The sequence below is a fragment of the Winogradskyella sp. genome (assembly GCF_016744625.1).
GTDB lineage: Bacteria > Bacteroidota > Bacteroidia > Flavobacteriales > Flavobacteriaceae > Winogradskyella.
Window position 1 is genome coordinate 30,583 of record NZ_JADGDZ010000004.1, and the last position, 13,711, is coordinate 44,293.

Consider the following 13,711-nt stretch of genomic DNA (forward strand, 5'->3'; position numbering starts at 1 on the left):
CAATGACTGAGGTCTCAGAATTTTACATTCTTTCACATATATTTATTTCATTAGTAGGTGCCGTTTTGTTATTAGCAATATGGTATAATATCAGGCTTCGTTTTAAGCAAGTTCTTGAAGAAGATGACACACAAAAGCGCGTAGACAAAGGCTTACTTCATCTAAGTTTTGCCATGTTTGTTTGGGTACTTTCTGGCTTATGGTCTTATACTGGAATTCTATTTTCTTTTGAAAACACAACAGGTTTTCGGTTTGGAATATATTTATTTTCTATTATAAATAATATGTTCTTGTTATTAGCGCTATTCTATTTTTACTATGCTCCAAAGTTTATTTATAATAACACGAAAAATGTAAAACTTATTTTAGGAGTTATTATTATCACATCTTTCACAACTTTTTTGCTTTCCTACTTTCTTCAAGAAAACAACACAATACATGGTATTAAAATAAGTGGTATTCCAGATTTGTTACTAACTACTTTTTTGTGTTACCTATTAGGCATTTCCTTTTACAGAACATTTTTATACAGAGGCTTAAAAATTGTTGGTATTATATCTATTATGGTGGTATTATTAATAGTTATATCACAAATTTCTAGTGTATTTCTAAGTTTTGGAAATGACTTTAGCAACAATTTTTTTAAACTTATTGCTAAAACCTCATTAATATCTATCTTTTTGGTGTTAGCAACAACTTGGGTTATTCGATTAGCAAATATGCCTAAGCTAAATGAAATGACTATTAGTTTTTTAGATTGGAGTTTGGTAAAAATCAGTATTCCTACTAAAGGTATTTTGAATCAAACTATTGATTTTGGTTCTAAAACCACTCAATATAAAAACCTCTTAAAGTTTGCGATTAGACGTAAATATGGAGATGGTGATTTACAAAGTTTAGTAGTTAGTTTAGGTGGTGAAATTAAAAACCAAACCTACCTTACAAGAATTATAGATAACACAAATTCAATTTTAGAATTAGATCAAACACAAGTATTAGAGCGAAGAGATTTATTTACCTTTATTGGTGAAAGTCGTTATCGATTAAGAATGGTTCCCAATCACATCACTATAGATGCGACATTACTAGAGGAATTTTTAAAAACCCCTGAAAACAAAAACTATAACGCACTTTTTAAAGCTGAATAACCTCAATTACAATTAAGCACAATTCATTATAATTTAATACAATTAGTTACAAGGTTCAGTATTGAGATCTACTGTAAATACATTGCTCTCAAATCAAAAAACTGAACAGATGACTACCACAAAACCTAACGACGTTCTTGGACACCCAAGAGGTTTAATTTATTTATTTTTTGCAGAATTATGGGAACGTTTCTCTTTTTACGGAATGAGAGCGCTCCTCGTTCTTTACATGACCAAACAATTATTATTTACTGATGATATGGCTTTTGGTGTATATGCAGCTTACATGTCTTTAGTTTATGTAACACCAATGATTGGGGGTATTCTTGCTGATAAAATTTTAGGCTTTAGAAAAGCCATTCTTCTTGGTGGTATTTTAATGGCTTTAGGTCATTTCTTTTTAACCTTTGAGCATCCTATTTTCTTTTATGGCTCTCTTGGACTCATCATTGTTGGTAATGGTTTTTTTAAACCTAACATCTCTTCTTTTGTTGGAAATCTGTATCAACAAGGTGATGCAAGACGAGATTCTGGATTTACTATTTTCTATTTAGGAATTAATTTAGGCGCAGCCATTGCACCTTTGGCTTGCGCATGGTTTGCAGAAAGTTATGGTTGGCATTATGGTTTTGTACTAGCAGGAATTGGTATGATTGCTGGCTTATTAGTTTTTAATAATGGCTTAAAAAAAGAAGTCTTTGGAGATAAAGGTTTAATACCAAATAAGGACAAGTATAATAAAATAACCTTCGGATTAAATAGAGGTAAACTCATTACCATATCTGCTTTTCTAGCTGTACCTCTTTTTGGGCTTATAATAAAATTTCATGAATTTGAACATTATTTAGTTTGGGTGATTTCAGCATTTCTAATTGTGTATATCATATATATTATAAATAGTGTAACTACAAAAGAGAAAAAACGGCTTCTTGTTGCTGTTTATTTTACTATTCTGTACACCTTGTTTTCTGCAATTTTCGAACAAGCAGGAAGTTCATTAACATTATTTGCAGATCGAAACGTTAATCTTGTTGGTATGGATGCAGCAGGTACAAATAGTATAAATGCTGGTTTTATTATTTTGTTTGCCATTCCGTTTTCAATGCTTTGGACGTATTTAAACAAAAGAAAAATTAACCCAAACTCAGCTATTAAATTTGGATTAGGGTTAGTGTTTTTAGGATTAGGGTTTGTTGTCTTTGCTTTATCTGCACATAGCATCGATGAGTTTGCAAGAACATCAATGCTTTATCTTGTTTTAGGATACTTAGTACTAACTATTGGAGAGTTATTTTTATCTCCAATTGGTTTGTCAAAAATGACCGAATTATCGCCTCTTAAATATGTTGCTTTTATTATGGGAGTTTGGTTTTCGGCAAATTTTTATGGTCATTTTTTCGCTGGAAAAATTGCAAAACTAACAACAGTAACTGAAAGTGAAACTAATGTATTCACAAAAGGTGTTTTTGGTGATATTGTAGAATTCATTACTGGAATTACACCAGAAATAGCGATGCAAAATTCCGAAAATTATCAGCAATTGTATTCTTATCTTTCGGTATACGCAAGTTTTGGTGTAATTAGTATTAGTGTTGGTATAGTAGCCATATTAGTCTCTCCTATTATTAAAAAGGCGATGTCTGGAATACATTAAATATACATTATAAAGATTGTCTTATTGTCTATCATTTTAGTGTTTAGATCTAAAACTAGTAAAAGAATTTGCTATTTCAGAAGGTATGGTTGTACAATAATTATGGTAGGATTATGAGATTACTAAATAAAAACTAATCTCAGGAATTAAGTCTTAGTACTTTCCGGTTCAATTATTATTTCTATATTTAAAATCTAATCAACTATTATAATTATGAGAAAAATTGGAGGTTACATGGCAGTTATTGGTATTGCATTAATAGTATTACCATACTTTGGACTTACTATTAGGTTTTTAGATTGGATTGATAATTGGGGTGAAACTGTATCATGGGCAATAAAAATTGGTCTTATCGTCGTTGGTGCTGCACTTTACTTTATGGGCAAACCTTCCGAGGAAGAAGCAACTGATACTGTTGAGAAATCCGCTGAATAAATAACATCTCATTTACTTAATTTTTCATATATGTATTTCTTGCCAGAAGATTTAGACAACTATGTCGTAGCACATTCTGAGCAAGAGCCAGAGTTGTTGCAACAATTAACTCGCGAAACTTATCAGAAGGTATTACAACCTATTATGCTTAGTGGTCCTTATCAAGGGAGAGTACTAAGTATGATCTCTAAATTGATACATCCTAAATCTATTTTAGAACTAGGAACATTTACAGGTTATTCTACTCTATGTTTAGCAGAAGGTATGACATCTGATGGAGAATTACACACTATAGATATAAATGAAGAATTAGTTGATTTTCAACGTAAGTATTTTGATAAATCAGAATATGGACATCAAATTATTCAACATACAGGAAATGCTGTAGATATTATTGAGAATTTAAATCTAACTTTTGATTTGGTTTTTATTGATGCAGACAAACCTAATTACTGTAATTATTTTAATCTAATAATTGATAAGCTAAACCCTGGAGGTATCATTCTATCTGACAATGTATTATGGCACGGAAAAGTTATTGAACCCTTAGACGAAAAGGATAAGTCTACCAAAGCCGTTTTAGAATATAACACCTTACTTAAAAATGATAATAGAATAGAAACAGTACTATTACCTATTAGAGATGGTTTAACCATTAGTAGAAAGAAAGCATAAGCTTTTTATGCCTTCCTTAATTCTACAATTACTTTAAGATACTTTTTCTAATATATTATCTTGGATATTAGCATTAATCATCTGAAAGAATTCGTAATTATCAAATGGTTTTGTAATAACACCATTATACCCAATAGACATATATTCTTTTTTAACTTCTTCAATATCTGCAGCTGTTAAAGCTATAATTGGTATTCTAGGGTTACCCTTTCTTATTTCTTTGGTCGCTTCATTTCCATTCATTATTGGCATATTAATATCCATTAATATAAGATCGAAATGATTTTCTTTAAGTGCATCAACTGCTTCTTGACCGTTTTGAACAATTTGACATTCAAAATTTTCCTTTTTTAATAAATTTTGAGTTACAATTTGGTTAATCTTGTTATCTTCTGCAACTAAAATTCTAAACCCTCGTTTTAAAGCGACAACCTTATCATTATCCTTCTTTTTCGATGAATTTTTCAGTGCATCTTTATCAATCTTGAATGTTACATTGAAACTAAACTTAGAACCTTTACCTAATTCACTTTCTAATTCTATCTTCCCCTTAAATAACTCTACCAAATTCTTTACAATAGAAAGACCTAATCCTGTTCCTTGATAATTAACATTATTATTTTCGTGTAATTGGGAAAAGTTTTCAAATATTTTTTTATGTTTTGCTTTCTCAATTCCAGGCCCATTATCTTCAATTTCAAAACGCAAGGCAATATTATTATCAGTAATATCTTCCATTATAATTCTTAGGCAAATCTTACCACTTTCAGTAAATTTCACACTATTTCCTATTAGATTTATTAATATTTGAGATAATCTTACATTATCACATTTAATAAGCTGTGGAATAGCATCATCTATGTCAATTTGAATTTGATTATTCGTTTCTTGTAGTCGATTTTGAAATGAATTAATTATGTTTTCAACCAACACCTTTAACTCAACTGAAACGCTTTTCAATTCAACTTTTTCAGAATCCATTTTGCCTATTTGTAAAATATCGTTTACTAAATTTAAAAGATAATCGCCAGAATATTTTAATGATTTTAAGTACTTACTATCCTTTTTTGATAGATCATTATTGTTAAGTAACAATGAAGTTAACCCAACTACACCGTACAAAGGTGTTCTTAGCTCGTGTGTTACATTAGAGATAAAATTAGTTTTAAGTTCTGATGATTTCTCAGCCTGATTTTTTGCAATTTCCAATTGCTCATTTCTGTTTTTTAAGACATTACTTAATTTCTGCTTAGCTAAGTAATTTTTATAAATAACCACAAATGAGATTAATAAAATAATGATAACAAATGCAAAACCTATATTTAAAAATTTAACTCTACTAGCTATATGTTGTTGCACTAATTTCTCTTTAATCGCAGACTGAGCCTCTTGCTTATAATTTGCAATTAAAAATTTTGATTCAGCTATTTGCTCTTGCTTAATTTTTTCTGCACTAAAGAATTGTTCTCTCGCTTCATTATACTTAACTAATGCATTGTATGCCTCATCCTTTTTGTCTAAAGCAACTAGAGAAAGTGATAACTTTTTATAGACCTGACTTAGTAGTAAATTACATTTTATATCTACTACATTTGAACTACACTTTTTCAAATAACGTTGTGCTTCGTTAAATTTATTATTAGCTAAATTATAAGATCCTTTCCCCATAAAATACAGACCATATGTATAGCTCAAATTTCCTTTAGAACAGTAATCAGTAGACTTTATATGCTCTAAGCTATTCTTAGCTCTAAATAAATAGGTTAACGCTTCTGCCTGCTCCTTTCTCTCTATATAAACATCAGCTAGATTAATTCTAATATCAAATAATATATGATTTCTTTTATCTTCATTATTTTGATCTATTACTTCTTCGTTAAGTGCATATTGTAATGCTTTTTTATAAAATGAAACAGCAGCATCTAGCTGATTGCTGTTCTTTTTCAATTTACCTAGATTAAAATAAGAAATTGCTGTTAAGAAATTATCATTAATAACCTTAGCTCTATCTAACATTTGGGTGTAACAACCTTGGGCTTTGTCATACTCTTGCATATGATTATATATCTTTCCAAGATTAAAATTGGCTACAGCATTTCCATAATTGTCATTTATAGAATCTGACAATCTATAGGATTCATTATATAAATTAAAAGAATTTACGATGTCATTATCATTGTAATGACGTAATGCAAGTGAATTAATGCTATCTACACTAATGATAATACCTCTTTCGGTTTGGCCGTAAGACATACTCAAAAATAGGCAGAAGCAAATAAATAGGTTATTATTTATCTTCATAATCAGTAGGTTTGGGATTGGGAAGATATATGAATACCTAAAAGCGGATAAAAAAAGTTGTTAAAACACAAATAAACAAGTTAAAAAGTCAGAAAATCGACCAAATGCATAGAAAACCAGGTCGTTAAGCAACTAAAGTTTTCTCTTTACTGAACCTGTGAAGTCACCAAGTTCGTCTTTAACCTTATTGATTTCTTCTTGAATATCCTTGGCAACATCAGTATCAATAATATTATTTTCCTTAGCACTTTTAGTGACTTCGTGCTTAATATCATTAGTTGCATCTTTTAAAGTTCGCATACCTTTACCCATACCTCTTGCTATTTCGGGTAGTTTATCAGCACCAAATACCAATACCACTATAAATAGTACAAATACGATTTCGGTACCTCCGATAAATAATAATGTCACTGAATGAATCACAATACAAATATAGTTAGTTTGTGAACGATATAGACAAAGATTAGTTGAATTTAATGAGTGTAAGATTCTACTCTTCAATGAAATTAGTTCTACTATTTGTTTTAATTTATTGGATAAGCAACTTTTAAAACAATAATTCAATAAAAAAGCCGACTCGTTAAAGTCGGCTTAATATTCTAAAATCAACTATTTAGTTCTTTACTTTATTCTTAAACTTGTCGAAATCACTCTCTTTAACTTCTCTTGGCCAAGAATTATTTGATGTATCTACATCAGCAGTTTCTAAATCTGGATCAACAGTAATTGACACAACTTCTTTATCACTAGCAACTGTCCTACTAACTTCTTTATCATTAAATCTCCAGATCTGTGCAGGATAAGTTATTTTCTCTTTAGTACCATCAGCATATTCATATTGTACAATTAGAGGCATTACCAAACCACCTGGTTTATCAAAAGTAACCTGATAGAAATACTTTGGAGCCTTTTTCATTGCTTTTTGCTCTTCAGGAGTAAAGTTATCCATAATGTATTCTTTTACTGTTGGAATATCTTCAATTGATGTTGCGCTTTTCATTGCATCATCATAACCTTCGGCTCCTTCCTCAACAAAATACACTAAACTATTAGGATCCATATTGTAACGATCTGCCAGTCTTTTTCCATTATCATTTGGATTTGCCGTTACAGCAAATTTCTTCACTTCTTTTACTCCTATATCTGTATAATCAGTAGTATAGAACCAACCTCTCCAAAACCAATCTAAATCTACAGCAGACGCATCTTCCATAGTACGGAAAAAATCTTCTGGTGTTGGGTGTTTAAACATCCAACGATGAGCATACTCTCTAAATGAGTAATCGAATAGGTCACGACCCATAATCGTTTCTCTTAACATATTCAATCCTGTCGCTGGTTTACTATAAGCATTACTACCAAATTGGTATGTATTTAAACCTTTGGTCATTATTGGCGCAATAAAATCTTGATTTCCGCCCATGTATCTTACAATATTCTTTGGAGGTCCTCTACGCGCAGGGTATTCCTCATGTCCTGGTGATAAAGCCGTAGGATTCCATTCCCCGAAATCTTGCTCAGCAACATACTGAACAAATGTATTTAAACCTTCATCCATCCAAGTCCACTGACGCTCATCACTATTCACAATCATTGGAAAGAAGTTATGACCAACCTCATGAATGATTACACTTATCATTCCATATTTAGTTCTATCAGAATAGTTTCCTTCTTTATCAGGACGACCAAAATTATAACAAATCATAGGGTATTCCATTCCCATAGGCGCATGTACAGAAATTGCCTTGTGGTAAGGATAATCAAAAGTCATACGAGAATAAGATTTTAACGTACTAGCAACAGCTCTTGTCGACCATTGTTCCCATAATGGATTTCCTTCTTTAGAATACAATGATACTGCCATTACATCTTTGCTACCAATTTTAACAGCCATCATATCCCACAAAAACTTACGCGATGTAGCAAAACCAAAATCACGAACCATTTGAGCAGAAAGTTTCCATGTTCTTTTCTTGTTACTTTTAGTCTTTTCTGTTTTTTCAGCTTCAGCTTGTGTTACAATCATAACAGGCTCATCATAAGATTTCTTAGCCTGATTGAAACGCTTCATCATATCTTTAGTAAATACGTCCTCTCTATTAGTTAAATAACCTGTACCATCTAAAATATGATCTGCAGGAACTGTAATATTTACATCAAAGTCTCCAAAAGGTAACGCAAACTCATCACGTCCCCAAAACTGAGAATTTTGCCATCCCTCTGTATCATTATAAACAGCCATACGAGGGTAGAACTGAGCCATTACATATATTCTGTTATCATTTTCTTCGAAATGCTCGTAACCCGAACGTCCTCCATCTTTAACGTGATCGTTAATATTGTACCACCATTTTATCTTGAATGAAAATTTATCTCCAGTTTTCATCACTTGAGGCAACTCTACACGCATCATAGTACGATTAATCATATGAGGCAAATCTTTACCATTAACGTCTTTAACATGTTCTATGTTAAAACCACCATCAAAACGCTCTTTTAAATACGTTCTAACAGCTCTCGAAGATGTTGTTGCTGGAGAAACTCCAGAACCACTTATAAGTGGAGTCTTAGAGTCTTTAGCACGCATATTTTGGTCTAACTGTACCCAAAGGTATGTTAACTCATCTGGCGAATTATTAGTGTAAGTAATAGTTTCGTTACCATACAATTTTGCATTTACATCGTCGATTTCGATATCCATTTTGTAATCTGCCTGTTGTTGGTAATATGCTGGGCCAGGTGCACCAGAACCTGTTCTAAACATGTTTGGAGTTGCAAACTCATCATATAATTGTTTAAACTTGTTTTGGTTAGTGTGTCCAGGTTTTCGCTCTGGCTTAATTTCGTTCTGAGCAAAGGTGCTGGCAGAAACAAAAATAAAAGCACACAATAAGAATTTTAAAATTTTCATAAGTGTTTTTAGTATTGATAAAAAATGATGCCTAAAATAGGAATTTAAGATGGCTTTAACAGATTTTTAATTAAAGTTTAACATGCATTTATCATTGTCTGGAAGTAATAAAAAACTCTTATTTCTACCTAACAGTTTTAGCCTCACAATGTTCTGCTGCTCTGGTAAAATATCAAATAATGTTCTATTAATTACCTCTAGAGATTTTATTTCTGAAATGTTTTCAATTTCCAAATAACAATAGGTAATATCATCATTGTATTCTTTACCTATAAATTTGAATCCTACAGAAGCTCCATTTACATTAATTTTTAACTTATCAGACAAATACCGTTGCATATATTTTTCAATAGCTTCAGGTTCATCTTCTTCATTTAAGGTAATACTTTCATCATAACGCTGTCTTAATAATTTTTCAAAATCATTTATAAAAATTTGACTTATTATTTGAAGCGACTGTTCTTCCTTTGCATATTCAATCTTTGTTACACTAACGTAGTAATCGTGCTTTGCACTATTAGAAAGAAGTACAGGAAATATTAAAAAAGCTATTATGAGTTGTAATAATTTCATATTATAATTTATAGTTATTCTGTAAAATTCAAAAAGTATTCCAAAGTTAATCTTTAGTTACCGATTCCCTATTTTTGTTGTATGCTTTTAACTTAGATTGTAAAAACTCTATGGCTTTTAAGTCATTATTTTCATCGCACAATGATTTAAATCCTTCATCTTCTTGACAAAAATAAAAATATTCATTCTTTAAATTCTCAGCTAAGGTATCTGTTTGAAAAATGGCTTCTTCATACTCTCGTCTAAGTCTTGTAATACAACGTTCTTTATCATCTAATGCTACTATAGTTTTGAGTTTTTTTGTTCTTCCACTAATCTTATTCAATAATTTATGCATATTTAAACCAACACCTCCACCGAAAGGACCTCCCATTATTGCTCCGGTTGGACCTGCATCAGCATCATGCAACTTTCGTTCGTTTTGCGTTAAAGGCTTACCCTTATAACCTGGAATACCCAAATCATAAAAATTAATCTCAGTTTTTGCGTCAGAATTTTCGAGATCAGATTGTAAGCTTCCTGTCAGAATTTTGCCGACAATAACTTCTTTAAGTTCATTTGTTTTCTCTATAAGTTGCACATTAAAACTACCTAAGTCTATTGTAGATTGCGTAATTACATACTCTTGTACTTGGTATTTTATACCTGAAATAACTATGGTGTCAGATACTTTTGCAAGAATAACAAAGCTACCATCTTCTTTAGATATAGCATATTTTGATGCAGTCTTATTAAGTATATGAAGACCTTCTACCTCATCATCTGCAATGAGTTGACCATTTAAATCTTTGCGTTGTGCATTGAGAACTAAAGTTGTGGTAAAGGCAACAAAAAAACATAGAGCACTAATCCTTTTCACTTTGCAGTTTTATAAAAGATTTGCTTAGCTGTGTAATACGTTCTAAAAATTGTAATTCTTTATCTTTTTCTAACAAAACTTCATCAACTCCTTCTTTTTCTAAATAATCGATAAAAGCATCAACCTTATTTAGGGGAATATTAAAATTAGAATGAATATAATTAACACTATACTGATCTAGAGCTTCTTTAAATGGTGTTTTTGCTACTGCTTTCTCTTCTTTTGTTTTAGAATTTGTTCCGTCCATATCCACAACTTGACTCAATAAAAAGCCTGCTATATTAACAACGTTCAGCATATTATCCATTCTAGGATTATATTCATTAAATGCTAAATTATCTGCTTTGGTTTTGTAATCTGCAGAAAACTCAAAATCACTAATATGATCCAAACCAAAATACACATCATCTAAACTTACGTTATAAGTTCTCACATTTTCTAAATCAGCATCTAAGTTTCCTGTAAGACCAAATGGTAACAAAACCACCTCATCTAATTTATTAACTTCCTCCACCAAAATTACAGTTAACCGTTTAGAATCTATAACATTCTTTGTAATGGTAACACTAAAGTCTTTAAATTGAAGTGCTCCAAACTCCACAATATCATTAACAATAACTTTGATTTCAAAATTTCCGTTTTCGTCTGTTGTTGTACCTTTATTCGAAGATGTATTATAAACTGTGACACCTTCTTTATCTTGCGTCGAAACTACAATTGTACCATTGACTGTTATTCTTTTTGCCTCTTGGCAGTATGTAATTATTGTAAATAAACCGAATACTAATAGTAATGCTTTTTTCATACTTAAATTCTTGTAATAAATTTCGACTATATTCTTTAATTCTCATAGGAATTTGTTGATAAATGTTTGTTAAAACATAAAATAGAAGTTTTAAAAAAGTTTAACTTTCTTTGTAAATATTAAGAATCTAAAATATCAAATTTTGAAATCAGTTATAATTGCAAGCACATCTACCATTCATGGTAGTGGTTATTTAGAATATCTCTTAGAAGAACTTAAGCTTCATTTTAAAAATGCAGATGAGATTCTTTTTATTCCTTATGCAAGACCAGGCGGTATTTCACACGACGATTATACAAAGACAGCTTCAAAAGCCTTTAACTCTATTGGCAAATCTGTAAAAGGTATTCACGAATTCAAAAACCCTAAAGATGCAATTGCAAATGCTCAAGGTATTTTTGTAGGAGGAGGAAATACCTTTGTTTTAGTGTCTCAGTTATATAAAAACGATGTATTAGCATCAATTAAAAATGCAATAAATAATGGTACTCCTTATTTAGGCACTAGCGCAGGTAGTAATATTTGTGGTTTAACCATGAATACAACTAACGATATGCCAATTGTCTATCCTCCAAGTTTTAAAACTTTAGGATTAGTTCCTTTTAGTATAAATCCGCATTACTTAGATCCAATTACTGGTAGTACACATATGGGAGAAACTAGAGAAACACGAATTAAAGAATTTCATGCTTATAACACACAACCAGTAATCGGTTTGCGTGAAGGGAGCTGGATTGATGTAAAAGACGATACTTTAACTTTAAAAGGAACTTTAGAAGCCAGGATTTTTGAACATGATAAAGTTCCCTATGAAATAGCTACTAATTCGGATTTAGGCTTTTTGAAGTAGTTTATATCTTTTTTAAAAAATGATACCCTAAAATTTCAAAACCTTCATTATAGTAAAACTTATGGGATGGGTAATTTTGAACATAAGTATTTAGTTCTATTGAATTACACCCCTTTTCTTTTACATAAGTATTAATCCAGTTCATAAATTGTTTACCAAATCCTTTATTTCTATACTCAGGCATTAAGTAAACATGATCTAGCTCTACAGCTTTACCAATATAGTGACGCGTACAAAACCACAAGCCAGTTACGCCTACTAAATTATCATCAGCATCATAAACAACTGCGCATTCATAATTTTGACTTTTCATTTCCTCAAAACGCGATTTGAGTAAATCTACACTTACCTTCTCTTCATTTAATGCATACACTAAAGGAATGATTTGATCTAAATCATCATTAGAAATAATTTTAAACTGACAGCTCATATTTTGTAATTATAATGATAAAAGTAAATCTTTTTAGCTGCCCTTCATAATTGGTAATTATTTATTATTTAGCTTTTTTGTTCCAAAACCAATGACTTTTAGATAAATATTGTGTCAAACTTTTGTAAATTGAACACATTAATACAATCAGTATGAGAAGAGGTAATTTTAAAGTCCGAATTTTAATTTTTGTAGCCATAGCTGCATTCGCATTTTTAAGAAAATGTAGTCAAGAAGAGGTAAACCCTTATACAGGAAAAAAACAAGCTATATCATTATCACCAGAACAAGAGATTACTATTGGTTTACAAAGTGCTCCTAGTATGGCACAACAACATGGTGGTTTACATCCAGACAATCGTTACCAAACTTTGGTAGACAATGTTGGTAATAAACTTGTAAATAATAGTATCGCAAAAGATACACCTTATAAATATGAGTTTCATTTGTTAGCTGACGAAAACACTATTAACGCATTTGCTCTACCTGGCGGACAAATTTTTATCACCCAAGCGTTATTCGCTAAACTTGAAAATGAAGATCAACTTGCCGGAGTTCTTGGTCATGAAATTGGTCATGTTCTTGGAAAGCATTCTAATGAACGTATTACAAATGCTAATTTTTGGAAAACCTTAGCCATGGGAGGTTCTGCTATAGATATGGGTGGAGTTGCACAACAATATGGACAAGGCCAATTGTTAAAAAATGGCAGAGGTGATGAATTAGAAAGTGATGAATTAGGTGTGCATTTTATGATAGACGCGGGTTACAACCCTGAAGAAATGATAGATGTTATGGAAATTTTAAAAGCTGCTGCTGGTCCAAACCGTGTTCCTGAGTTTCAGAGCTCACATCCAGATCCCGAAAATCGTATAGAAAAAATTAGAGAAGCTATTAAAAAATACAAAAATGCGTCTTATAATTAAGACGCATTTTCTAACTATTTAACTAACTAACTCAAATAATTACTCTAGGCATTTTTATTTTTAAAACGTTTTAAAAATAATTCAGCCTCTTTTGCTTTTGTTTTTTTTGCATGTGTTAAAGCAGAATACCCAAGATCGCATACC

Annotated in this window: 13 protein-coding genes; 6 read left to right on the forward strand and 7 right to left on the reverse strand. The window is 31.0% G+C overall.

What is annotated here, in order from left to right:
• Nucleotides 1-2: 2 nt before the first annotated feature.
• The 4 genes from QZZ53_RS01685 (at nt 3) to QZZ53_RS01700 (ending at nt 3,912) form a co-directional block, all read left to right on the forward strand.
• Complete coding sequence (locus tag QZZ53_RS01685) at nt 3-1,148, forward strand: hypothetical protein (RefSeq protein WP_296380781.1); 1,146 nt, start codon at nt 3-5, stop codon at nt 1,146-1,148.
• A gap of 109 nt (nt 1,149-1,257) precedes the next feature.
• Entirely contained in the window at nt 1,258-2,802 is a 1,545-nt protein-coding gene (locus QZZ53_RS01690) for an oligopeptide:H+ symporter (RefSeq protein ID WP_296380783.1), read from the forward strand.
• Between the two features lie 213 nt (nt 2,803-3,015).
• Complete coding sequence (locus tag QZZ53_RS01695) at nt 3,016-3,237, forward strand: hypothetical protein (protein WP_296380785.1); 222 nt, start codon at nt 3,016-3,018, stop codon at nt 3,235-3,237.
• Between the two features lie 30 nt (nt 3,238-3,267).
• Nucleotides 3,268-3,912, forward strand: coding sequence for an O-methyltransferase (locus tag QZZ53_RS01700; RefSeq protein ID WP_296380788.1), 645 nt, complete (start codon nt 3,268-3,270; stop codon nt 3,910-3,912).
• A gap of 33 nt (nt 3,913-3,945) precedes the next feature.
• Here QZZ53_RS01700 and QZZ53_RS01705 read toward each other — a convergent pair whose 3' ends face one another.
• From QZZ53_RS01705 to QZZ53_RS01730, 6 genes are all read right to left on the reverse strand, one after another.
• Complete coding sequence (locus QZZ53_RS01705; protein ID WP_296380790.1) at nt 3,946-6,165, reverse strand: response regulator; 2,220 nt, start codon at nt 6,163-6,165, stop codon at nt 3,946-3,948.
• 180 nt (nt 6,166-6,345) lie between these two features.
• Nucleotides 6,346-6,636: a twin-arginine translocase TatA/TatE family subunit gene (locus QZZ53_RS01710; RefSeq protein WP_296380792.1), complete on the reverse strand. Its 291-nt coding sequence runs from the start codon at nt 6,634-6,636 to the stop codon at nt 6,346-6,348.
• A gap of 190 nt (nt 6,637-6,826) precedes the next feature.
• Nucleotides 6,827-9,124 (reverse strand): M1 family metallopeptidase, encoded by a 2,298-nt coding sequence (locus tag QZZ53_RS01715; protein WP_296380794.1) that lies wholly within the window; start codon nt 9,122-9,124, stop codon nt 6,827-6,829.
• Nucleotides 9,125-9,190: 66 nt separating this feature from the next.
• Nucleotides 9,191-9,697 (reverse strand): DUF6702 family protein, encoded by a 507-nt coding sequence (locus tag QZZ53_RS01720; protein WP_296380795.1) that lies wholly within the window; start codon nt 9,695-9,697, stop codon nt 9,191-9,193.
• A 46-nt stretch (nt 9,698-9,743) separates the two neighbouring features.
• The gene (locus QZZ53_RS01725; protein WP_296380797.1) at nt 9,744-10,556 is read right to left on the reverse strand and encodes a hypothetical protein; all 813 of its coding nucleotides are present in this window, start codon (nt 10,554-10,556) and stop codon (nt 9,744-9,746) included.
• Nucleotides 10,543-11,361 carry a carboxypeptidase-like regulatory domain-containing protein gene (locus QZZ53_RS01730; protein WP_296380799.1) on the reverse strand — a complete coding sequence of 273 codons (819 nt, stop codon included), beginning with the start codon at nt 11,359-11,361 and terminating at the stop codon, nt 10,543-10,545. The genes QZZ53_RS01725 and QZZ53_RS01730 overlap by 14 nt, the downstream gene beginning before the upstream one ends.
• 142 nt (nt 11,362-11,503) lie before the next feature.
• Between QZZ53_RS01730 and pepE the strand changes: the two genes are divergently transcribed.
• Complete coding sequence (pepE, locus tag QZZ53_RS01735; RefSeq protein WP_296380801.1) at nt 11,504-12,211, forward strand: dipeptidase PepE; 708 nt, start codon at nt 11,504-11,506, stop codon at nt 12,209-12,211.
• Nucleotide 12,212: 1 nt separating this feature from the next.
• Here the strand turns inward: pepE and QZZ53_RS01740 are convergent, their stop codons facing one another.
• Nucleotides 12,213-12,641, reverse strand: a complete 429-nt coding sequence (locus QZZ53_RS01740; protein WP_296380802.1) for a GNAT family N-acetyltransferase — start codon at nt 12,639-12,641, stop codon at nt 12,213-12,215.
• Nucleotides 12,642-12,793: 152 nt separating this feature from the next.
• On the opposite strand from QZZ53_RS01740, the gene QZZ53_RS01745 reads away from it, so the two are divergent.
• Nucleotides 12,794-13,567 carry a M48 family metalloprotease gene (locus tag QZZ53_RS01745; protein ID WP_296380804.1) on the forward strand — a complete coding sequence of 258 codons (774 nt, stop codon included), beginning with the start codon at nt 12,794-12,796 and terminating at the stop codon, nt 13,565-13,567.
• Nucleotides 13,568-13,711: the final 144 nt, after the last annotated feature.

Excerpts from the sequence above, each read along its gene's own strand:
- QZZ53_RS01685 (WP_296380781.1), top strand. The coding sequence starts at position 3 with ATGACTGAGGTCTCAGAATTTTACATTCTTTCACATATATTTATTTCA.
- QZZ53_RS01690 (WP_296380783.1), top strand. The coding sequence starts at position 1,258 with ATGACTACCACAAAACCTAACGACGTTCTTGGACACCCAAGAGGTTTA.
- QZZ53_RS01695 (WP_296380785.1), top strand. The coding sequence starts at position 3,016 with ATGAGAAAAATTGGAGGTTACATGGCAGTTATTGGTATTGCATTAATA.
- QZZ53_RS01700 (WP_296380788.1), top strand. The coding sequence starts at position 3,268 with ATGTATTTCTTGCCAGAAGATTTAGACAACTATGTCGTAGCACATTCT.
- QZZ53_RS01705 (WP_296380790.1), bottom strand. The coding sequence starts at position 6,165 with ATGTCTTACGGCCAAACCGAAAGAGGTATTATCATTAGTGTAGATAGC.
- QZZ53_RS01715 (WP_296380794.1), bottom strand. The coding sequence starts at position 9,124 with ATGAAAATTTTAAAATTCTTATTGTGTGCTTTTATTTTTGTTTCTGCC.
- QZZ53_RS01720 (WP_296380795.1), bottom strand. The coding sequence starts at position 9,697 with ATGAAATTATTACAACTCATAATAGCTTTTTTAATATTTCCTGTACTT.
- QZZ53_RS01730 (WP_296380799.1), bottom strand. The coding sequence starts at position 11,361 with ATGAAAAAAGCATTACTATTAGTATTCGGTTTATTTACAATAATTACA.
- QZZ53_RS01740 (WP_296380802.1), bottom strand. The coding sequence starts at position 12,641 with ATGAGCTGTCAGTTTAAAATTATTTCTAATGATGATTTAGATCAAATC.
- QZZ53_RS01745 (WP_296380804.1), top strand. The coding sequence starts at position 12,794 with ATGAGAAGAGGTAATTTTAAAGTCCGAATTTTAATTTTTGTAGCCATA.